Origin of the sequence: Colwellia sp. Arc7-D, assembly GCF_003061515.1 — a bacterium.
Lineage (GTDB): Bacteria > Pseudomonadota > Gammaproteobacteria > Enterobacterales > Alteromonadaceae > Cognaticolwellia.
Window position 1 is genome coordinate 867,433 of the sequence record NZ_CP028924.1, and the last position, 23,177, is coordinate 890,609.

19 protein-coding genes are annotated in these 23,177 nt (G+C 38.3%); 10 read left to right on the forward strand and 9 right to left on the reverse strand.

The features are described from left to right. The first annotated feature begins 20 nt into the window (after positions 1-20). From rfbB to galE, 9 genes are all read left to right on the forward strand, one after another. Positions 21-1,121, forward strand: a complete 1,101-nt coding sequence (gene rfbB / locus DBO93_RS03810) for a dTDP-glucose 4,6-dehydratase (protein ID WP_108455140.1) — start codon at positions 21-23, stop codon at positions 1,119-1,121. Between the two features lie 312 nt (positions 1,122-1,433). Then, positions 1,434-2,336 (forward strand): UTP--glucose-1-phosphate uridylyltransferase GalU, encoded by a 903-nt coding sequence (gene galU, locus DBO93_RS03815; protein ID WP_108455141.1) that lies wholly within the window; start codon positions 1,434-1,436, stop codon positions 2,334-2,336. Between the two features lie 117 nt (positions 2,337-2,453). Beyond that, positions 2,454-4,100: a glucose-6-phosphate isomerase gene (gene pgi / locus DBO93_RS03820; RefSeq protein WP_108455142.1), complete on the forward strand. Its 1,647-nt coding sequence runs from the start codon at positions 2,454-2,456 to the stop codon at positions 4,098-4,100. A 134-nt stretch (positions 4,101-4,234) separates the two neighbouring features. Beyond that, positions 4,235-5,134 carry a sulfate adenylyltransferase subunit CysD gene (gene cysD, locus DBO93_RS03825; protein WP_108455143.1) on the forward strand — a complete coding sequence of 300 codons (900 nt, stop codon included), beginning with the start codon at positions 4,235-4,237 and terminating at the stop codon, positions 5,132-5,134. Positions 5,135-5,227: 93 nt separating this feature from the next. Continuing rightward, entirely contained in the window at positions 5,228-6,631 is a 1,404-nt protein-coding gene (gene cysN / locus DBO93_RS03830; protein ID WP_108455144.1) for a sulfate adenylyltransferase subunit CysN, read from the forward strand. Between the two features lie 157 nt (positions 6,632-6,788). Beyond that, positions 6,789-8,516, forward strand: coding sequence for an SLC13 family permease (locus tag DBO93_RS03835; protein WP_108455145.1), 1,728 nt, complete (start codon positions 6,789-6,791; stop codon positions 8,514-8,516). An 11-nt stretch (positions 8,517-8,527) separates the two neighbouring features. Continuing rightward, positions 8,528-9,124 (forward strand): adenylyl-sulfate kinase, encoded by a 597-nt coding sequence (gene cysC / locus DBO93_RS03840; protein WP_108455146.1) that lies wholly within the window; start codon positions 8,528-8,530, stop codon positions 9,122-9,124. A 12-nt stretch (positions 9,125-9,136) separates the two neighbouring features. Then, on the forward strand, positions 9,137-10,093 hold the full coding sequence (locus tag DBO93_RS03845; RefSeq protein WP_108455147.1) for a DHHA1 domain-containing protein: 957 nt from the start codon (positions 9,137-9,139) through the stop codon (positions 10,091-10,093). Positions 10,094-10,145: 52 nt separating this feature from the next. Beyond that, positions 10,146-11,156, forward strand: coding sequence for a UDP-glucose 4-epimerase GalE (gene galE, locus DBO93_RS03850; protein ID WP_108455148.1), 1,011 nt, complete (start codon positions 10,146-10,148; stop codon positions 11,154-11,156). Between the two features lie 168 nt (positions 11,157-11,324). On the opposite strand, the gene DBO93_RS03855 is transcribed toward galE, so the two are convergent. After that, on the reverse strand, positions 11,325-12,545 hold the full coding sequence (locus DBO93_RS03855) for an HDOD domain-containing protein (protein WP_108455149.1): 1,221 nt from the start codon (positions 12,543-12,545) through the stop codon (positions 11,325-11,327). Positions 12,546-12,834: 289 nt separating this feature from the next. Between DBO93_RS03855 and putP the strand changes: the two genes are divergently transcribed. Beyond that, entirely contained in the window at positions 12,835-14,319 is a 1,485-nt protein-coding gene (gene putP / locus DBO93_RS03860) for a sodium/proline symporter PutP (protein WP_108455150.1), read from the forward strand. Positions 14,320-14,441: 122 nt separating this feature from the next. On the opposite strand, the gene DBO93_RS03865 is transcribed toward putP, so the two are convergent. From DBO93_RS03865 to DBO93_RS03900, 8 genes are all read right to left on the reverse strand, one after another. Beyond that, the gene (locus tag DBO93_RS03865) at positions 14,442-15,155 is read right to left on the reverse strand and encodes a DUF3379 family protein (RefSeq protein ID WP_108455151.1); all 714 of its coding nucleotides are present in this window, start codon (positions 15,153-15,155) and stop codon (positions 14,442-14,444) included. Then, complete coding sequence (locus DBO93_RS03870) at positions 15,148-15,663, reverse strand: sigma-70 family RNA polymerase sigma factor (protein ID WP_239059171.1); 516 nt, start codon at positions 15,661-15,663, stop codon at positions 15,148-15,150. The genes DBO93_RS03865 and DBO93_RS03870 overlap by 8 nt, the downstream gene beginning before the upstream one ends. Positions 15,664-15,851: 188 nt before the next feature. Continuing rightward, entirely contained in the window at positions 15,852-17,516 is a 1,665-nt protein-coding gene (locus tag DBO93_RS03875) for a BatD family protein (protein ID WP_239059105.1), read from the reverse strand. Then, positions 17,510-19,384, reverse strand: coding sequence for a VWA domain-containing protein (locus DBO93_RS03880; RefSeq protein ID WP_108455153.1), 1,875 nt, complete (start codon positions 19,382-19,384; stop codon positions 17,510-17,512). The genes DBO93_RS03875 and DBO93_RS03880 overlap by 7 nt, the downstream gene beginning before the upstream one ends. Position 19,385: 1 nt before the next feature. After that, entirely contained in the window at positions 19,386-20,405 is a 1,020-nt protein-coding gene (locus DBO93_RS03885; protein WP_108455154.1) for a VWA domain-containing protein, read from the reverse strand. Beyond that, entirely contained in the window at positions 20,402-20,977 is a 576-nt protein-coding gene (locus DBO93_RS03890) for a DUF4381 domain-containing protein (RefSeq protein ID WP_108455155.1), read from the reverse strand. The genes DBO93_RS03885 and DBO93_RS03890 overlap by 4 nt, the downstream gene beginning before the upstream one ends. Continuing rightward, positions 20,965-21,972: a DUF58 domain-containing protein gene (locus DBO93_RS03895; RefSeq protein ID WP_108455156.1), complete on the reverse strand. Its 1,008-nt coding sequence runs from the start codon at positions 21,970-21,972 to the stop codon at positions 20,965-20,967. The genes DBO93_RS03890 and DBO93_RS03895 overlap by 13 nt, the downstream gene beginning before the upstream one ends. 15 nt (positions 21,973-21,987) lie before the next feature. Beyond that, positions 21,988-22,944: a MoxR family ATPase gene (locus DBO93_RS03900; protein ID WP_108455157.1), complete on the reverse strand. Its 957-nt coding sequence runs from the start codon at positions 22,942-22,944 to the stop codon at positions 21,988-21,990. Positions 22,945-23,177 lie beyond the last annotated feature (233 nt).

The following is a 23,177-nucleotide window of genomic DNA, read 5'->3' on the forward strand; positions in this document are numbered from 1 at the left end:
ATTATTAATTCGAGATTTTTATGAAAAAATTATTAGTTACAGGTGGTGCAGGTTTTATTGGCGCTAACTTTGTTCATTATTGGATGGAAAAATATTCAGCCGATAAAGTTGTGGTACTTGACGCACTAACTTACGCGGGAAACATTGCTAATTTAGACAGTGTAAAAGATGAAGATAACTTTACTTTTGTACATGGTAACATTTGTGACCAAGCGTTAATTGAAACCTTACTGGTTGAACATAGTATTGATACCTTAGTGCATTTTGCAGCTGAGTCGCATGTAGATCGTTCTATTACTGGCCCTGATGCGTTTATTGAAACTAATATCATGGGTACTTATAGCTTACTTAAAGCGGCTAAAAAAGTGTGGTTAGATGGCGAAAGTATTGTTGAAGGGCATCGTTTTCATCATGTTTCTACAGATGAAGTTTATGGTACGCTTTCACCTACTGACCCTGCTTTTACCGAAGATACAGCTTATGCGCCTAATTCACCTTATTCGGCGAGTAAAGCGGCTAGTGATCATTTAGTGCGTGCTTATCATCATACTTATGGTTTAAATGTTACTACTAGTAATTGTTCAAATAACTATGGGCCGTTTCATTTTCCTGAAAAGCTTATTCCTTTAGTTATTACTAATATTTTGCATGATAAAGCCTTACCAATATACGGTGATGGTCAACAAATTCGTGATTGGTTATACGTTGAAGACCATGCCTATGGTATTGACTTAGTATTACAAAATGGTCGCGTGGGTGAAAATTACAATATTGGCGGCGATAATGAATGGGCAAATATTGATATTGTTAAAACCATTTCAAAATTGGTTGAACAAGAGTTTGTTAAAAATAAAGATTTAGCTACGCGTTTTCCTGCAGCTAAAGCGGCAATGACGCAGAACACTGAGTCACTTATTACTTACGTGAAAGACAGACTTGGTCATGACCGTCGTTATGCTATTGATGCGACTAAAACTAATAATGAGCTGAATTACCAGCCAAAAGAGTCATTTGAAACAGGCATTGCTAAAACCGTTGCTTGGTATTTAAATAATGAAGCTTGGTGGCAAAGTGTTATGGATGGCTCTTATCAGAACTGGATAGCAGAGCAATACTCATAAATTTTACCCATAGCTAAAAACAACTGAAATATATATAATTGTTACCATTAAAAGGTCGGATTTCCGACCTTTTTTATATTAAATTATTGAGTTGTTATAAGTATGTTTACTGATTTAATATAGTGAGCTGTTGTAAGTTTGAGCTGAGTTTAGTTTTAGGTAATATCTTGAGTAATAGTTTGAAGGCGTTTATAAACGATTTAATGGTTTAATTGTCTAGACAATATAGCTTAAAATTTTTCACTTATAAATGTCATGACAAGCACTTAAACAATCCATACAATGAATTAAAAGTTGCCAATAAGGACAAAAATGCCAAATAAAATCACAAAAGCGGTAATACCTGTTGCTGGTTTAGGAACTCGGATGTTACCAGCAACTAAAGCTATTCCAAAAGAAATGCTTCCGATTGTTGATAAACCCCTTATCCAATATATTGTTAATGAATGTATTTCTGCAGGTATTAAAGAAATTGTTTTAGTTACACATTCTTCTAAAAACGCCATTGAAAATCATTTTGATAAATCTTTTGAGCTTGAAACAACTTTAGAAAAGCGTGTTAAGCGACAGTTACTTGATGAAATTCAAGCGATTTGCCCGAAAGACGTTACCATATTGCATGTTCGCCAAGGCGAAGCAAAAGGTTTAGGTCATGCGGTATTAAAAGCTCGCCCTATTATTGGTAATGAACCTTTTGTTGTAGTGTTACCTGATGTGATTTTAGATGATGCTACGGCAAATTTAAAAACTGAAAATTTGGCAGCCATGTTAAGCCGTTACAACGAAGTCGGTGGTTACAGCCAAATTATGGTTGAGCCTGTTCCTATGGAACAAGTGAGCAGTTATGGTGTGGTTGATTGCGGCGGTGTTGAGCTATCGCCTGGTGAGTCTCAACCTATGACTGCGATTGTTGAAAAACCTCCAGTTGAAGAAGCTCCGTCTAATTTAGCGGTAGTGGGTCGTTATGTGTTGTCTGAAAAGATTTGGGACTTGTTAAAACTTACTCCACCTGGTGCCGGTGACGAAATTCAACTAACTGATGCCATTGCGATGCTAATGGAAAAAGAAACTGTTGAAGCATTTCACATGACAGGCAGATCACACGATTGTGGTTCTAAGCTAGGTTATATGAAAGCCAATGTTGAATATGGCATGCGCCATCCTGAATTGGCGGAAGAGTTTACTGAATATTTGAAGCAGTTAATTAAACAATAAACTTTCAGACAAGATAAAGCTGTCATCGATAATTTATAAACTTTCAGTTACAAGAAAATGATAGATGACAGCTAGCAACAACGTTAATTTTAAGTCATTTTTTGGAAGCATAAGTATATGGACGTAACTAATTTATCGCAGTTCACTGAACAGGCAATAACTCGAAATATTTTTTCACTATTTACCGACCCTGATCGGAGTAATAACTACTCTGTTTCTGCAGCGGGTTTATTCTTAGATTATGCCAAACAAAATATTGTTGATTGCGAGTTTACGCCATTATTTAACTTAGCTGAACAAGTTGGACTTGCCGATAAAATATCAGCACAGTTTGCTGGTGATGAATTAAATTCTACCGAACAACGTGCGGTATTGCATACCGTATTGCGTGCACCTGATGAGATGAAAGTTGATGTTTTAGGTGAGCAAGCGCAAGCGGTTATTGATACCGAAGCTAAAATGGCGGCGATTGTTGATGACGTGCAGTCAGGCAGGGTTAATTCGGTCACCGGTGAAAAGTTTACTGATATTCTTGCTATAGGTATTGGTGGCTCATATTATGGCGTTAAAGTGGCCTTGTCGGCACTGGTTCCTTATCATCAAAAAGGTTTAAAAGCACATGTGCTTGCCAATGTTGACGGTGATGCAGCACAAGAAAAATTTGCAAAACTGAACGCCTCAACCACTCTCGTGGTAGTTATTTCTAAAACTTTCTCTACTCAAGAAACATTGCTTAATGCCACCATTGTTAAAGCTTGGATGCTTAACGCTTTAAATGATACCCATTATTCATCTGCAGACATTATTGCTCAGCACTGGTATGCAGTGAGTACGAATATTGCGGCGGCAACAGCATTTGGCATCGATGCGGAAAATATCTTGCCAATGTGGGATTGGGTCGGAGGTCGATTCTCTTTATGGTCAGCGGTTGGTTTGCCACTCGCTTTGATTATTGGTAATGCGCATTTTAACGCTTTAAAGGCGGGTGCACATGCGATGGACGAGCATTTTAAACATGCAACGTTTGAGCAAAATATGCCTGTGATCATGGCCTTGTTGGGTATTTGGAATCGAAATGGCTTAGGCTACCCAAGCTTAGCAATTTTGCCTTACAACCATGCACTGAGAGCTTTGCCAGGTTACTTGCAACAAACTGATATGGAAAGTAATGGTAAATCGGTTTCTATTGAGGGGAAAACGCTTAATTACTTAACCGCGCCAGTGGTTTTTGGTCAAGAAGGTACAAACGGTCAGCATGCTTTTATGCAATTAATGCATCAAAGTGCCGATATAATCCCTACTGACTTTATTCTTTCTATGGCGCCTACGAGCGAACATTTAGCGAATCATGATGCTTTAGTAGCGAATTGCTTCGCTCAAAGTGAAGCGCTAATGCAAGGTAAAACGCTAGCACAGGCAAAAGCTGAGTTACTAAAGGCTGGCGCAAGTGAGGCCGAAGCAAATAGATTGGCTGCGCATAAAACCATGAAAGGTAATACCCCCAGTAATACTATTTTGATGGAAAGGTTAGACCCTCATTCACTTGGCGCTTTATTGGCGCTTTATGAGCATAAAATTTTTGTTCAAGGCGTTTTATGGCAGGTTAATTCATACGACCAATGGGGTGTTGAATTAGGCAAACAGTTAGGCAATGAAGTACTAAGCGTTATGGCACAGCCAATGGCTGACATTGAAAGTGAAAAGCTTTCTTCATCATCGCTGGCGCTAATTCGTCGCTATAAAGATAACTTAGATAAAGTTTAATTTTAAACTTTACAGTATATGATTTTGTTGGTTATACCTTTTTGATATAAACAAGCTTTTACTTATATGGATAAGGCCGTAAGGCTGTGGCATTATATTACTCAATAATATTATGCCACCATTAGTGAACAGCAATGCATTTAACCCATTTACAAAAGCTAGAAGCCGAATCTATTCACATTATTCGAGAAGTTGCCGCAGAATTTGATAATCCTGTGATGCTTTACTCGGTTGGGAAGGATTCCGCCGTTCTACTTCACCTTGCCCGAAAAGCCTTTGCACCTGGAAAAATACCTTTTCCGCTATTACATGTTGATACCAACTGGAAATTCAAAGAAATGATTGAATTTCGTGACAAAATGGCTAAAGAGTATGGTTTTGACTTACTGGTACATAAAAATCCAGAAGGCATTGCCATGAATATTAGTCCTTTTGAACACGGTAGTGCTAAGCATACTGACATAATGAAAACCCAAGGATTAAAACAAGCGCTTGACCAATATGGTTTTGACGCTGCATTTGGTGGCGCACGTCGTGATGAAGAAAAATCTCGTGCTAAAGAGCGAGTGTATTCATTTCGTGATAAAAATCATCGTTGGGATCCTAAAAGCCAACGTCCTGAGCTTTGGAATATATACAACGGTAAAGTTAATAAAGGCGAAAGTATTCGCGTATTTCCGTTGTCGAACTGGACCGAACTTGATATTTGGCAATATATCTATCTAGAAGGTATTAAAATTGTGCCACTTTATTTAGCTGAAAAACGCCCAGTAGTTGAGCGTGACGGCAGCTTAATTATGGTTGATGACGAGCGTATGCCTATTGGTAAAGATGAAGTAGTACAAATGAAAAGTGTGCGCTTTAGAACCTTAGGTTGCTACCCATTAACTGGTGCAGTTGAGTCAACAGCAGCTACGTTACCTGAAATTATTCAAGAAATGCTATTAACCAAAACCTCTGAGCGACAAGGCCGTGTTATTGATCACGACTCATCAGGCTCAATGGAGAAGAAAAAAATGGAAGGTTACTTTTAACCTACATTATTGATCTTATTCCAGTTTATTTAACGGTATTAGCATTTTAACTAAATCGACAATTTGTCGAGTAAAGATTTCCAAGGAAAAAACATGAGTCAGACAGAAGACTTACTTGAAACAGATATTGAAGCTTATTTGAAACAGCATGAAAATAAAGAAATGGTGCGCTTTTTTACTTGTGGTAGCGTTGATGATGGTAAAAGTACCTTAATTGGTCGTTTACTTCACGATTCTAAAATGATCTTTGAAGATCAATTAGCGGCAATTAAAAACGACAGTAAAAAGTCGGGCACTACTGGTGAAGCCATTGACTTAGCTTTGTTAGTTGACGGCTTACAGTCAGAGCGAGAGCAGGGCATTACTATTGATGTGGCTTATCGTTATTTTGCGACCGATAAACGTAAGTTTATTATTGCTGATACTCCTGGCCATGAGCAATATACGCGAAATATGGCAACAGGCGCTTCAACTTGTGATCTCGCTATTATTTTGATTGATGCTCGCCACGGTGTGCAAGTACAAACTCGTCGTCATTCATTTATTTGTTCATTGTTAGGCATTAAACATGTTTTAGTTGCTGTTAACAAAATGGACTTGGTTGATTATAGCCAAGACCGTTATCAAGAAATCAAAAAAGATTATCGTAAATTTGCTGACGACTTAGCTTTTGAAGATGTTCGCTTTGTGCCAATTTCAGCCTTAAATGGCGATAATGTGGTTGAAGAAAGTAGCAAAATGTCTTGGTACCCGGGTGCCACTTTAATGAAGTTATTAAATACGATTAAAGTTGATGACAAAAAGAACTTCACACAGTTTCGCTTGCAAGTGCAGTATGTTAACCGACCAAACTTAGATTTCAGAGGTTTTGCTGGCACCGTTGGCTCTGGCCATATTCGTGTTGGTGATGAAATAGTTGCACTACCATCAGGTAAAGAAAGCAAGATAAAATCAATTGTTACTTTTGAAGGTGAAATTGATCGTGCTGATCATGGAATGGCTGTTACTTTAACGCTTGAAAATGAAATAGATATCAGCCGCGGTGAAATGATAGTTAAGAAAGGCTGTCTTCCAGCATCAGCAAAAGAGTTAAGTGCTACTATTGTTTGGATGCATGAAGACGAATTAGAGCCAGGCCGTGAATATTATATTAAGCACGGTAGTAAGCTAACGACTGGTCATGCTATAAAAATTGATCACCGTATCGACGTTAATACGCTAGAAAAGTTTGATGTTGACCAATTAGCATTGAATGAAATTGGTGTTGTGCATATGGAAGTTTCTGAAGCATTACACTTTGATGCTTATGGCGATAACAAGGCAACAGGTGCTTTTATTATCATCGACCGATTGAGTAATGTTACAGTTGGTGCGGGCATGATAAACGGAGCGCTTGAAGCTCAAGAAGAGCATCAGTACTCAGCATTTGAGCAAGAGTTGAATACTTTAGTTCGTAAGCACTTCCCACATTGGGGCGCGCGCGATTTATTGAAATAGTAATAAGTACTTTTAGTTATTCTTTAGCTATAAGTACCTAGTTATCAGCTGTTAGTAAAACAAATAGTCTAGTTTGAGAGGCTTTATTTTACTAACAGCTATTTTAAAATAGTTGTTTATGTACACAAATTTATTTAGTCAGGGTTAGGTTTACATTATGTTGTTAACGCAGTGGCTACTTGTTGCAATATTTGCATTAACACTTATCGGGCTGGTTTTTTTTCCTAATAAACCTGAACGTGTTTTTGGTAGTACGACATTATTGTGTTTAGCGGCATCATTTGTCAGCACCGATGATATTCTTAGTAATGCCGTTAATCCTGGTTTAGTTACTTTATTATTATTAGTGTTATGTTCTTTTGCTTATGAACGCACCAGTATTATAAGACGTATTTCGGCATTAATGCTCAATGGCAAGACGACTACAGCCAGTTTTAGAACCCTCAGTTTTACCGCTTTAAGCTCAGCATTAATTAGTAATACCGCTGTTGTTGCTACCTTAATTTCGGTAGTTAAAAAAAATACCGTCGTTAACCCCGGTAAATTATTATTACCCTTATCATTCGCTGCTATTCTCGGTGGCACCTTAACCTTAATTGGTACGTCGACTAACTTAATTGTTAACTCTTTATGGCTTGAGCAAGGCCAAGAAAGTTTAGGTTTTTTTGATTTTACACTTGTCGGTGGTGCTGCACTTGTTGCGTGCTTATTGGTTATATTGCTACGTCAAAATACCTTAGCTGATATGCCAAGTGATCAGTTAGAGGTAAAAGAATATCTTGTTGAAGCACAGGTAAAACCAAACTCTAAACTTGTTGGAAAGAGCATAGAAGCCAATGGTTTAAGAAATTTAGATACACTATTCTTAGTTGAGTTAGTGCGTGAAGGTAGACTTATTTCACCAGTAACGCCTGATGAGGTTATTCAACCTGAAGACAGACTTATCTTTAGTGGTGACGTTAGTAAGGTATTAGTACTACAGCAATTTGATGGGCTTACTTTATTTGCTCAGCTTGATGGTTTACTGCGTGAGAACTTAACTGAAGTATTAATTAAACCTGATTCTGCTATTGTTGGTGAAACCTTAAAATCTGCAGGTTTTCGAGCGAGATTTGATGCGGCTGTGGTTGCTATTCGTCGAGAAGGTACATCGCTTTCAGGTAAACTTGGTGATATTACGGTACAAGCGGGCGACTTTTTAGTGTTGGCGGTTGGTTCTGATTTTTGTGCTCGAACAAACTTAACAAAAAACTTTTATATTCTATCAGGTCATAAACCTGACAATATGCTGTCAGGTTGGCGTGACTCGTTAGCTATTTTTGGCTTTATAATTGCCATTGCATTGACCATGTTTACCAGCATAAGTTTACTGGCGAGTTTAATGTTTTATCTAGCGTTGCTTATTTTATCAGGCTGTTTAACCGTGAATGAAATTAAACGTCGCTTCCCAATTGAAATTTGGTTAATTGTGTTAGGCGCCTTAACGTTGGCACAAGCTTTTGAACATAGCGGTGTCGCAGCTATTTTTGCCAATGAGATCGAACAATTATTGGCAGGAAAAAGTGCGTTAATTGCTTTAGTTGTGATTTTCTTTATTACCTTGTTATTGACTGAGGTTATTACTAATAGTGCCGCTGCTGCTTTGGTATTCCCAGTCGCTTATAATATTGCCATTGGCTTAGGCGTTAACCCTTTACCTTTAGTGATGGCGGTTGCATTTGGTGCGAGTGGAAGCTTTATCAGTCCTTACGGATATCAAACTAATATTATGGTGTTTAATGCCGGTAATTATAAAGTCGCTGATTTTATTAAATTTGGTTGGCCGATAACGCTTACTTATAGTTTTGTGGTGTTAATGTTGTTACCACAAATATTTCCTTTTTAAGATGGAATAATATGAAAACTGAAAATACTGTTTGGCACACTCAACAAGTGAGTAAAACGCAACGAGCTGAATTGAAAAAGCAAAAAGCTTGTTTATTATGGTACACCGGCCTGAGTGGCTCAGGTAAATCTACCATCGCTAATGCCGTAGACGCTTTATTATTTCAACGTGACTGTCATAGTTATTTACTTGATGGTGATAATGTTCGCCATGGCTTAAATGGTGATTTAGGCTTTAGCGATGAAGACAGAATTGAAAATATTCGCCGTATTAGTGAAGTAGCGCAATTGTTTGTTGATGCAGGGCTAATTGTTTCAACCGCCTTTATTTCGCCTTTTGCCGCCGATCGTGAAATAGCGGCGAAGAAACTTGGCGCTGGCGAGTTTATTGAAGTATTTATTGATACTCCGATTGCCATTTGTGAGCAACGAGACCCTAAAGGGCTATATAAGAAAGCTCGCGCTGGAGAGATTAAAGACTTTACCGGTATAGACTCAACTTACGAAGCACCTGAAAACCCTGCGATTCATATTGATACTAGTGATAAAAGTATTGAGCAATGTGCACAGCAAGTCGTTGATTACTTATTTGAACATGGTTTTATTTAAAGGAGGTTTTGCGTGCATTATGATGTTTTTAATGGTGATGCAGATGGCATTATCGCGCTACTACAATTACGTTTAGCTGAGCCTAAGGTTTCAAAACTGATCACAGGCGTTAAACGCGATATTCAATTATTACAGCAAGTACCGGTGAATCTTGCAACGTCGGTTACCGTGTTAGATATATCGATGGAAAAAAATATTGCGGCATTAGCAGGGTTGCTGGCGAAAAAAGTTGAAGTATTTTATGTTGATCATCATCGTACCGGCTTAGTGCCAAACTCTGAGTACTTAACTGAACTTATTGATACCGATGCTAACACTTGCACCAGTTTGTTGGTCAATCAACATTTAGCGGGCCAATATGCGCTTTGGGCTATTGTCGCGGCATTTGGTGATAATATGTTACAAGCCGCTGAGCAACTATCACAGCAAGCGGGTTTATCAGCTCAAGAACAAGCACAATTAAAAGCGTTAGGCATTTATATTAACTACAATGGCTACGGTCGAAGCGTTGAAGACTTACACATTGCGCCTGATACTTTATTTAACACGCTACTTAATTACCCCGACCCATTCACCTTAGTCAATGAAGCTGATTCAATATTTACCTTACTTGAACAAGCTTACTTAAGTGATATGACCCAAGCTAAACAAGCAAAGGTTTTACATGACGATTCTGCATTGCAGGTTATTGAACTTGAAGATGCCGCTTGGTCTCGCCGTGTAAGTGGAGTTTATGGTAATGAGTTGGCCAACCTCAACCCAAATAAAGCCCATGCAGTTTTCACGTTAAATATTGATAATACTTATACAGTGAGCTTGCGTGCACCTATAAATAATAAAATAGGTGCTGGTGAATTATGCGCTCAGTTTGACACCGGTGGTGGTAGGGCAGCTGCCGCAGGGATCAATGAATTACCGAAAGAAAAACTTGGTAAGTTCATTGCGTTAGTGTCAAAATATTACCAATAAAAGATAATGCTTTTTAAAAAATTGGCTGAATAAATCTTATAAGGAATTAAACATGAGTTTGTTGATCACAGGTGGTACGGGTTTTATTGGTAGCCACACGGTTGTTGAATTGCTCGCGCTAGATAAAGATATTGTTATTGTTGATAACTTATCGAATTCTTCTACGTTAGTACTTGACCGTATTAAACAAATAACAGGTAAGTCGGTGACATTTATTCAGGCAGATATATGTGATCACCAAGCATTAACAAACGTTTTTCAGCAACATAATATTGAAGCGGTTGTTCACTTTGCTGGTTTAAAGGCTGTTGGTGAGTCGAGTGAAATACCGCTAAGTTATTATCATAATAATGTTTCTGGTTCGGTAACGCTTTTACAAGTTATGTCTGAGCAAAACGTGAAAAACTTGGTGTTTAGTTCATCAGCAACGGTTTATGGTGAAAATAACCCTTCGCCACTTGATGAAACTATGCCAACGTCAGCGACTAATCCTTACGGCCAAACCAAACTCATGATAGAGAATATTTTGTTTGATTTAGCCCGAAGTGATGAGCAATGGTCTATTGCTTGTTTACGTTATTTTAATCCGATTGGCGCGCATGATTCTGGCTTGATTGGTGAAAATCCTAATGGTATTCCCAATAATTTATTACCTTATGTATCACAAGTTGCCGTTGGCCGATTAGCCCAGTTGCAAATTTTTGGTGATGATTATCCAACAACTGATGGTACAGGCGTTAGAGACTATATTCATGTTGTTGATTTAGCCCAAGGCCATGTTAAAGCGCTTGAGAAGTTAAGCGAAATTAAAGGCTGTGTACCGATTAATTTAGGTACAGGTAATGGCACGTCAGTTTTAGAAATAGTTAACACGTTTAAAGAGATTTCAGGACAAGATATTCCTTATAATATTGCGCCACGACGCGCTGGAGATATTGCCACGGTTTATGCTGATGCTAATGTTGCTAACACCTTACTGAATTGGCATGCAAAGCGTGATTTAGCAACTATGATCACTGATACTTGGCGCTGGCAGTCACAAAATCCTAATGGTTTTGAATAGTTAACACTTGGCGTCGGCCTGCATCTATTTTGTCAATTTGATGGTTTAGATGATTAATAGCATTGATGGACTCTAGTCCAATCGATAAAAATGCGATAAAAACAAAAAACCTAATATTCTCATATTAGGTTTTTTTAGTTTGGTACTTTAAGAATGGGTTTTAACTAATTAATAGTTGGCCATGGTTTGTTCATCAGCCCAAGCAATGGCTTCATTATAATGTTGAAGTACGCTAGCTTTCTCTAAACCAAGTCTTTTCATTATTACGGATGTTTTTGACCACTCAGCGCGCTCAATAAACTCTGCTAACATAATTAAAGCGGCCATATCACCTTCGCGCGTTAACAAGGTGTCTTTTATTTCTTGAGCAAGTGGTAGCTTAGTTAGAATGCTTTCTAAATCTTCATCTACAATGGCATCAATTAATGACAGTAAGCCAGTTAAAAAGGCAATAGCTTGGTCTATAGGTGACTTAACGTCTTTAGCCGTTAGATCACAAAACTTTGCACGAGCCATTGCTGCATTGATAAGTTCAGACGGTTTTTCGGGGTTAATATTTGCTGCAAACATTAAACCAAGAAAACGTTTTAATTCAGCAGAGCCTAATGTTACTAGTGCTTGCTTTATTGTTGAGATTTCAGTTCTACGTTTGAAAATCGCAGAATTTGCGTAACGTAATAATTTATATGATAACGTCACGTCATGTTCGAAAACTGCGGTAATACTGGCTAAATCTACTTCTGTTTTTGATGTTTCATAAAGTAATTCTGCCATGGCAATTTGCGATGGTGATAAATTTTTAGTCTTTACCATTTCAGGCTTGGCGAAGAAAAAACCTTGAAATAGCACAAAACCTAGCTCTAATGCTTGGTTATATTGCTCATAAGTTTCAACTTTTTCTGCTAAAAGCTTTATATGTGGAAAATCTACAATAGCGGCTTTTACTTCTTTTATAATTTCTAATGTAGTGTCTTGCCAATCGATTTTAATTATATGTATAAAGGGATAAAAGTGTTGCCAAACAGGCTGATGAATATAATCATCGAGTGCGATGGTATAGCCTTTTTCATGCAAGTCTTTACATATTGATAATAATTTTTTACCCGGCTTTACCGTTTCTAGTATTTCTACTACTAACTCTTCAGTAGTTAAGGTTTCAGGGTAGCCTTTAATTAGGGTTTCTAAAGTAAAATTGATAAAAGCAGGTTTATTCCCTGTAAATTCACTGATGCCAAGGTTGAAATTACTGGCTTCGATCATTTTTGTCGTTGCTTCGTCACCATCAATGTCAGGGAAGACATTAATTATACTGTCGCGAAATAAAAGCTCATAGGCAAATAGGTTTTTATCTATATCTAGGATGGGTTGCCTAGCTGCATAAAAGTACATACAAATTCCTAATTAATCCGATGTTATAACAGATAATTTTTTTATTTTAACTTAGTATTATTGTTCGGCAAAATAGATTTGCACATTAGCTTTCTTAGTTATAACACATATATTTGTGAATACTCACGAAAAAACATGGAAACAGCTATTAAGTAAGCATATTATTGTTGTTCACGTTCAATTGATTAACAAAATGTTATTTTTTGAACAGTTTTAATGCCAATCGGGTCAGTACTTGTTAAGTTAAAAATAACACAGTTCGATGGGTAGAATTTTTTTTGGAGGTTAAATGGCTATAGGAACAATGATTTCATTGGCACTATATTTTGCTGTAATGTTAGGAATAGGTTTATATGCGTTTAAAAAGTCAACCAGTGACGTTTCTGGTTTTATGTTGGGAGGCCGTAGTTTAGGCCCTGGGGTAACAGCCTTATCTGCTGGGGCTTCAGACATGAGTGGTTGGATGCTGATGGGCGTTCCTGGACTTATGTATACAGTAGGTTTGAGTAGTGTTTGGATTTCACTCGGTTTAATCCTTGGCGCGTATTTAAATTATCTCATTGTTGCACCAAGATTAAGAACCTATACCGAAATGGCAAATGACTCTATTACCTTGCCAGACTTTTTTGAAAATCGCTTTGCTGATAGTTCTCGCGCACTTCGTATTACTTCCTCAATCGTTATTATTTTGTTTTTTACGCTTTATACCTCTTCAGGTATTGTTGCTGGCGGGAAGCTGTTTGAAAGTTCATTCGGGTTAAGTTATGAAGTTGGTCTCTATGTAACCGCAGGCGTTGTTGTGCTTTACACGCTGTTTGGTGGTTTCTTAGCGGTAAGTATGACTGACTTTGTTCAAGGCTGTATTATGTTTGTTGCTTTGGTGCTGGTGCCTGTTGTAGCAATATCAGATGTTGGAGGTACAGATGCAATGCTGACCACCATTGAGCAATTAAATCCTGAGTTTTTAGATTTTTTTAGTGGCGTCAGTCTTATTGCTATTATATCTGCTATGGCTTGGGGACTTGGCTATTTTGGTCAACCGCATATTATTGTGCGTTTTATGGCTATTCGCTCGGTAGATGATTTACCAACGGCAAGAAGAATAGGCATGAGTTGGATGATAGTTGCGTTATTTGGCGCTATGGCAACAGGTTTTGCTGGCGTAGCTTATGTTGCTAAAACAGGTTTAGCCGTAAACGATGCTGAAACAATATTTATTTTATTGGGACAAGTACTTTTTCATCCACTTATTGCTGGTTTCTTACTTGCTGCGATATTAGCGGCAATTATGAGTACCATTTCTTCACAGTTGTTAGTGACGTCTAGTTCGTTAACAGGTGACTTCTACCAAGCGTTTTTAAATAAAGATGCTAGTGAAAAGCAACTTGTTTTAGTCGGGCGTGTATCGGTAGCAGCGGTAGCACTTGTGGCTATTTTTCTTGCTTATGATCGAGATAGTTCAATATTAACTTTGGTAAGTAATGCTTGGGCCGGATTCGGTGCAGCATTTGGACCTTTAGTTATTATGAGTCTATATTGGAAGAAAATGAATCGTCATGGCGCGTTAGCCGGTATGTTAACAGGCGCTATTACTGTATTAATATGGATTTATGCGCCGATTACCATTAATGGCCAGTCTCTCAGTTCGGTTATGTATGAAATTGTACCTGGCTTTATTGTGGCAAGTATTGCAATTGTAACGGTGAGTAAAATGACGACAAAAGAGCAACCAGAGATAGAAGCATTATTTGATCAAGTTGCTGCCAAGCACTAAATCAATAATAAATGAAGCTTTGACTATCCATAAAAAAGCCATGACATTGTCATGGCTTTTTTGATTGTGCTAAACGCAAGTTTTATAGTAAATACAGCTTTATGATATCAAGTAGTTAATCACTAAATTGACCAAGTAATATTTTTATTAACTCGTTCTTGCCATTGTTTTATAGGTTCGTTTTTATCTCCAACCACAACAATATTCGAGTGATTAAAGTGTAAAGACTTACCGCGTAATTTGGCATCTTCAAAATTAGCGACAAACTCAAGATCTTTATCATCGGGTAAAATGAAAACATTAACCGGGCTTGATTGACCTTGAAAAACTAAGTGCAGACTTTTATTACCGTCAAAACGACAATAGTCAGCAAAAATGAGTGTACCAAAGGTACTATCAAAACTGCCTTTAAATACGGCCATTTTTTCATTCAATGATGCTAAGGTAACTGTTGGCTCTGCAGTGTTAGAAAAATGCTTTGCTTCATAATTAACATGGGCAATAGCATAATCAGCTAAATTTTTATAAGTGCTAGAGAACATCATAAAGTTAGCTGTTAACCCCATTACTAGTGCTACAGAAGCAGCCATGGCTAAACGCACACGGGTTTTACTTTTTTGTTGCTGATGGCTAGCTAACGTTTGACGTAAAATTAACTTGTTAACTAAATCGTCAGGCACAGGTATATTCATTGCCTGTGCAATTTTATTATCTAAGTGCTCAGTTTCTTGAACAAACTTTTGCTTTGCCGGATCATTTTTTATGGCGGCATATATTGCATCGTCACGACTTTTGGGATCGGCTAAGATGCTACGTCTAAATTGCAAATCATCCATTGTGTAGACCTCTCAATTTTGGCTCGTCGTCTACGGCCTCTTTCAATTGATTGCGAGCACGAAATAATCGTGTCATCACAGTATTTTTGTTTAATGACAACATGGTGGCAATTTCTTCACCACTAAAGCCACCAATTACCTGTAAAACTAATGGTTCACGGTATTCTTCAGGCATTTGAGCTATTTTTTCACGTAACCAATGGTTTTCAATTTCTTGTTCACTGCTGGTTGCTTTCACATCAGTGATGGTCGCTTCTTCGTATTCGCTCATCTCAAATCGCTTTCGCTCAAATCGACGGGCATTTTCTCTACGCAGAATAGTAATTAACCATGACTTTGCCGCTTTTTCGTCTTTCAACGAGTCAAGCGCACGCCATGCACGTAAAAATGTTTCTTGCACTAGGTCTTCAGCAATGTGTTTATCGTGGCATAGCCAATAGGCATACCGATATAAATCTGCATGTAATGCTTTAACGAGTGCTTCGTATCTAACTTGTTTAGTCGCCATGTTGTAAGAGACCTGAGGCTTTGTCATTTTATTTCACACGAATACATATTTTTTAGATAAATATATTATATCTTGAAATGTAGAAGAAAGTTAGTGGGGAGGTTTTGGTAATTATTGAGTGGAAATAGCAATGTTAAAAGGAGCTATTTTCTATAGCTCCTTTTGCTGTAGTAAATTTACACGCTAGCCTATGGATTAAGGCTGAGTTCAGTGTTAACTAACTTTACATTATTTTGCTTATTTAAGTTTTGTATCGCATCGATTAGGTTATTACCAGACCACTGGCTAGGGTTTTTCCCATAATAACTTTTTTGCAACTCAATAATAGCGTTAGAAAGCGCTGTATCTTTATAGTGGCTATGTATTGAATCTAGTGTGGTTAATAACTCGTTGTTTGAACTTTGTGATTGTGCCCAAGGTAGTAAGTTAGCTAAGGCTAATTCGCCGTTATTTTTTTTACATGCTGCTAATAGGGCAAGATATGCGTTATTTACTTTTGGGTCAGACACTTTTGTTGTTTTTACTGATCTTGTAGCTCGTTTAGCTGATATAAACCAAGCCAATAAGGTTAAAAGCCAAAGACCAAGAAATAGCCATTGCAAAAAGTTATCAGATTGAATAACTATCTTTTCTATTACTTTGGGTGCTGTTGGGTTTTCAAGGTTAACGCTTGGTGGTTGTTGTGTCGTCACGGGAATTATATCTGTATTAGGTAATACGCTGATTTTTTGCCCTGGTATTTTTGCGAGTTCGGCTTTATTTGTGACTGTATTCCACCAAGGGATGGTAATTTCGGGTAACTGGTATTCACCTGCTTGACTGGCAACAATAGCAAAATTAATCACCTTCTGGCTGACAAGTCGCTCATTGTTTAGGCCGGTGTGAAGTTCTGGCTGATCAGGATAAACTTTTAATCCTTGCGGCACTTCCATAGTAATTTCAGGCAACTGCTCTTCTGAAAGTCCAGCTGCTGTTAATGTAATGGTGCGTGTAATCGGCTCACCCACTTTAAATTTACTTGGCTCTGGTTGCCATTCTTGGTGTAGCGCTAATAACTCGCTAGGTAACCATGCGCCGGTTATTTCAGCTGGAATAGCTTTGATCGTTAATGCAATATCATCACCAATAACACTTACTGGCTTAGTATCTGCAAAGCTGAGAAAGTTTGAGCGTCGAGTTGATGGCATCATAATTTCGCCTGAAAAAATGGGCGACTTTAATATCACGTCACCACTTTTTTGTGGGCTAATAGCATATATACGTTCAATAATACGGTAACGTTTACCGTTAATAATGTTTTCTGATTCTTTATCTTTGCCAATTTGTAAAATATTAGCGCCAGTTAATGTTGGCTCAGTTAAACTACCGCGTTTAAGTTCTGCTGCGAAATGCAACTTTACTGTTAAGGTAATTTGTTGTTGAACGTATAACTCAGTAGCCGATACTTGCGTCGTAATAAATAAATCTTGCTGAGTTGAAGTGACAGATTTGTCAGCCGCTAATACGTTTAGCTTGATCGCTTGGGTTTTAACGCCGTCTATCTCGAACCTAGGAATAACAATTTCACCAGATTGACGAGGTATTAATACCGTATTCCATGTAGTGGTACGTGTGGTATTAAAGTTAACCATACTTGTTTGAGAATTCACCGAAGTTCGGCCAACTATAAAGTCAGTTAACAACGCGGAAGTATCTAATGCGTTTCTGTCAATATCGTCGTCGGCAGTAACGGTAAGTATTAACGACTCATTAATCATGACCGGATTTTTGTCTACCGATGCACTGACTGATGTTAACGCGTAGCTATGAAACGATAATGAAATAGCCAACAAAGAAATTATTATTCTTACCACTTTTTCTTAACTCCTACATTTCGGCGATCTTGATTTCGTTTTTGATACTCTAATTGCATTTTGTTTCTCAGCAACATGTATGGGTCGTCTGTTACTTTGTTCAACAATTGCTGATGCTTTTGTTCGGTTTCTTTGGCTAATTGCTCAGCCAGTTGTTGCGCTTCAGCGCTTTGTTCTTCGTTAGATAATTCGGCTTCTTCGGCTTGTTGCGCCTTGTTAGCTTGTTGTTCATCTGACTGTTCTTGCTGCTCGCTGTTATTTTGTTCTTGTTGTTTTTGCTCTTCAGAATTTTCTTGCTCAGCAGACTCATCTTGCTTCGATTGATCTTTGGGCTCTGAGTTTTGCTGACCTTGTTGATCACCTTGTTGCTGTTCGCCTTCTTTACTTTCATCGCTTTGACTTTGGTTTTCTTGATTGTCACTTTCTTGACTATCACCATCTTGATCTTGTTGCTCTTGATCTTTGTCTTGTTGTTGATCGTCACCTGATTGTTGTTCTTGATTCTCTTGCTGTTTTTTTAATTGCTCAAGAATAGCTTTATTACTTTTTGCATCTTCTAAATTTGGATCCTGCTGTAATGCTTTATCATAAGCCGCTATTGCTTCGTCAATTTTTTGTAATTTTGCTAGTGTATTACCTTGGTTGTATAGCGCATCTGCGGTGCTTTCTTGTTGAAATGCCGATAAGGCTTTTTCGTAATTACCCGCTTTGTAATGTGCGCTGCCTTGCCACAAAGGGTTTTTAAATTCTTCTGCTGCTTGCTGATATTGCTCGTTATTAAAATGCGTTTGACCTTGCTGGTCTTTAGTTTTGAATAGATCTTGCCAAATATCGGCATACGCATTGTTATTAGGTATTAACATTAGGGCAAACGGCAATGTAACCATTAAGGCACCACGTCGAAAGTAGCCTAATAGCAGTGGCAGAATTAACAAGAGTAAATAGGGCCCGAACTCTTGCCATTGATCGCCAGTATTTTCACTTTCTTTAGTGTTGTCAGTATCATTAACGAGAGGCTTGTAGGTAAGTCGCTCAATATCTTTGTTGTCATGGGTAAGGGTGGTGTAGTTTCCTCTGCCTCGCTTTGCCAAACCTCGTAATGCTTGTACCGTTAATTTAGGCACAATAATCGCGCCATTGTCGTCTTTCATTAACTCGCCATTACTGAGTTTTATTGGCGCACCGGTTTTTGTACCCACGCCAAGAATATTGAGGCGGTAAGGGTGTTCACGCGACCATTGGGTTATATCTTGAATATCTATATTATCGATACCATCGGTAAACCAATATATATCTCCATCGTTATGGCCTGCATTAATTAGCATTTCATTAGCCAACGATAGTGCTGCAAATGGGTTGCTACCAAGCACCGGCATTAACTCTGGGCTTAAAGACGGTAAAAGTAATTTTATATTATTGCTATCGTCAGTTAATGGACTAATGCTAAAAGCATCGCCAGCATAAGCGATAAGTCCGATTTCACCTTCTTTAATATTATCGAGTAAATCGATAGCTTTGTAGCGCGCACGTGTTAATCGGTTGGGCACAACGTCGGTTGAATACATAGAATATGACATGTCCATGATTAGCACTGAGCCTTGTGCTACTTGATAAACTGGTTGAGGTAATTTTTGCCAACTCGGCCCCGCCATGGCTAATATTGAGAGTAAACCAATAATAAAAGGGAGTGCTAATGAGCTCGATTTTGCTTTACTGTTACCTTGCACAAGTACTTTCGATAGATGTGCGGGTAAAAGTTGTTGCCAACCCGATTGTTTAACACGTAGTTTTTTGAGCAAGTACAACATGAAAAATAAGACAATAATGGCGAGTAGCCAGAACGGGCGAATAAAATGAAAGTCAGCCATATTAATGCTTACCTCCTGAAAGTTCTTTTTTTCGAACAAATAATTGGGTATTAGATAAACTTTTAACTAACAAAGTTAATAAACTTATCAATAATGCTAAACCTAAAGGCCAGTAAAACAATGCGCTGAGTGGGCGCATTTGTTGTTGTTCTTGTTCTACAGGCTCTAAGTCATCTAATAACTTATAAATTTTACTCATGTCTTCGCTAGCCCTAGCTCTGAAATAATAACCGCCGGTTTCGTCAGCAAGGCGTTGTAAAGATTCTTCATCAAGTTCACTAGAGGGGTTAACACGACGAGAGCCAAATAATGAATTTTGGATCATGACATCAGCGCCAATACCGATAGAGTATATGGTAATGTCTTTGGCAACCGCTAGCTCAAGTGCTTGTTCGGGTGTGATCTTACCTGCGGTATTTTGACCGTCAGTTAATAACAATAATACGCGGTTAGAATCTTTCTTTTCGTCAAAACGTTTAACGGCTAGTGCAATAGCATCACCAATAGCAGTTTGTTTACCCACAAGACCTAATACTGTTTCATCGAGCATTTGTTGCACAGTTTTACGATCAAAGGTCATAGGTGTTTGCATATAGGCATCGTCACCAAATAAAATCAGACCTAGTCTATCGCCACTGCGGCGTTCTATAAACTCACCGAGTAAAACTTTTAACATATCTAGGCGATTGACACTGCGACCATTCAAACTCATATCTTCAACTTGCATACTGCCAGATAGATCGACAGCGATCATCATTTCACGGCCTTCAGTCGGCACATTAACGGCTTCGCCAAGCCATTGAGGTTGAGTGCTAGCTAATACAATTAACAACCAAATAAGACTGAGTATTAACAGTGAGCCTTTTTTCTTTTCTGGCGCAAACTCTTGGGTATGCATACCTTTAATGATGGTTGGCATTCTCAGTGGTGCAGCTTGAACTTGTTTTTTTGCCGGTAGCCAATAAATGAGTAATGGTAACGGCAGGGCGATTAATGCCCAAAGGAAGTCAAAATGGATCATGCTTTGACTCCACTTTTGTCTGTAGTAATGTCGACTGATTCATTTTCAACTTCTGTACTGCTAACACTCTGCACTGAAACGTATTCATCTTTAATTTTAGAATGACTTAACTTCGATAGGTCTTGTTTCGGCGGTAGAGCATATTTAAGCCACAATTTTGCCGCAGAAGAAAAATCGCTAGATATTTGGCTAGCGGAATCATTTTGGTAGACAGAAGTAAAATGCTCGCCACTCAACTCAAAAAAATTGCTTTGGTGTTTAACGGGTAAGGTGCTTTTTAAGAACACTTTAAATGCTTCACCCGTTAAGTGAGCTACTTGTTCTCGTGGAAAATATTGTAAAGCTGCCCATTTTAGTATGGTAACCATAGTACTTATTTCAGTTGTTGCCGCTAATTGCTTTAATGCTAATTTTTGTACTTTACGTTTACTATAATATTGACGAATTTTTATTACACCGTAAATCATAAACGCCAGAACAATAACGGCGATTAACCACCAACCTGGCGCAATAGGGTAGTTATGTACATTATTAGGTAAGTGAATATCGCTAAGTTGTGCTAACGGATCCATGATGCTACTCCGCGATGTAATTGGGTTTCGAGCGCTTCGCTGGCACAAAAGTGCAGTAAACGTGCGCCAGCTTTAGTTAATTGCTGCTCTAGGGTTTCGTTTAAGCTCATTGCTTGTTGATGATACTTTTCAGCAAAACCTTTATCACCCAGAATAAATTGTTGTCGCTCGTTGTTATCACCGTTAGTAATGGCAACGCTAATTTTATTAACACTGTCAGGGAGTTGTTGCTCGAGTGGATCGCTAATCAAGCAAACGACTAATTCACAGTGTCGACTAATATTAGCCAAATGACGCACCGCTTCATCTGAAAGGTTAAATGCATCAGTAATTAAATAAACTAAACTGCCTGGTTTTGAAAGTTGGCGTAAACGCGCGCAATTTTGCTCAAAGGCTAACCGTGCTTGTTCTCGATCTAAGGTTTCGCTAGCCTGTAAAGAGTCAGCATGGCATTTGACTAAAGCATGCAAGTAATGCAGCACGCCTTGTTGTCGGCTGCGCGGTTTTAATTCAGTGTGACTATGTTGATTAAACACGACACCACCAACGCGATCACCACGCGACTTAGCATGCCAAGCGACTAAAGATGCTACATGTGCTGCTTGTACCGATTTAAAAAGTAAACGGCTGCCAAATAGCATACTGGTACTTAAGTCAGTGGCGATAAGTACCGGGCGTTCAACTTCTTCACGAAATAATTTTGTGTGTGTTTTACCTGTACGCGCCGTGACTCGCCAGTCAATAGCACGAATATCGTCACCGTTTTGATAATGACGTACTTCGTCGAATTCCATCCCTCTGCCTTTACTGCGAGCGAGATAGTTTCCTGACATTTTTCCGTGTGAGCTTTTAGCCGCGGCTAAATTAATTAGTGAACTTTTCGTTTGATAACGAATAAGTTCATCTATGTTTAATTCAATACCGTTACTGACAAGTTCATCAAGCAAAGTTTGCGGATTGTTTTGCTCAGTTAATTTTTTTTGATTAAACCACATAAGGGTAACTTGCGCCTAGGCAACTGCCACTAAACTGAGCAAGTGATCAAGTAGTTGATTACTACTGATACCTTCGGCCTCAGCTTGATAAGTCATGATTATGCGATGACGCAATACATTATGAAAAACCGCCTGTACGTCTTCAGGGCTAACAAAGTCTCGGTTATTTAGCCAAGCTCTTGCTCGTGCACAACGATCTAATGCGATAGTGGCACGAGGACTAGCACCATAAGCAAGCCACTGTTTTAATTTGTCATCATATTTTTCTGGCTGACGAGTCGCCATAATTAAATCGACGATATAAGTTTCTACCGCAGGTGCCATGTGAATTTTCATCACTTGTTCACGTGCTGCAAAAATATCGGCTTGAGTGATTTCTTTAACGGCTTTTTGTTTTGTTTTTAATGCTTCACCACGATTAAGTTTTAAAATTTCTAACTCGCTCGCTGCATCTGGGTAGCCAATTTCAACATGCATTAAAAAGCGATCGAGCTGTGCTTCAGGTAAAGGGTAAGTACCTTCTTGCTCTATCGGGTTTTGTGTTGCCATCACTAAAAATAATTCGGGTAGTGGGTAAGTATTGCGACCAACAGTAATCTGGCCCTCAGCCATCGCTTCTAATAAAGCCGATTGTACTTTTGCTGGCGCACGGTTTATTTCATCAGCCAAGACTAAATTACGAAACAGTGGTCCTGGTTGAAAAACAAAGGTGCCATCTTCTGGGCGATAGATATCGGTGCCCGTTAAATCTGCTGGTAATAAATCAGGGGTAAATTGAACTCGATGAAAGTCTGCCTCTAACCCTTGAGCTAACGCATTAACAGCTCGAGTTTTTGCTAAACCCGGAGGACCTTCTACAATAAGGTGACCATTAGCTAAAAGTGCAATGAGTAAGTTTTCAACCAGCGCGTGCTGTCCGATAATTTGTGAAGATAAATGTTCTTTTAATGAGGAAAAATGTTCAATAGCCATAGTTTATCGTTCTTATTGATTAAAAAAGTTTACGTCAGCACTTCTGACCCACAGATAGATATAAGGTTCAGGTTTAAAAAAAACAAGCATAATGATAAAAATTTTAAGATTTTTTATTAGCTTTTTTAATGCCTTGGTATTAATTTTACTAAGTTTTGTGAGCTAATCATTGAATTATTTCTATATATGTTTAGAATTATAATAAATCCAAAGAGGTCTGACCTCTTAAGTGT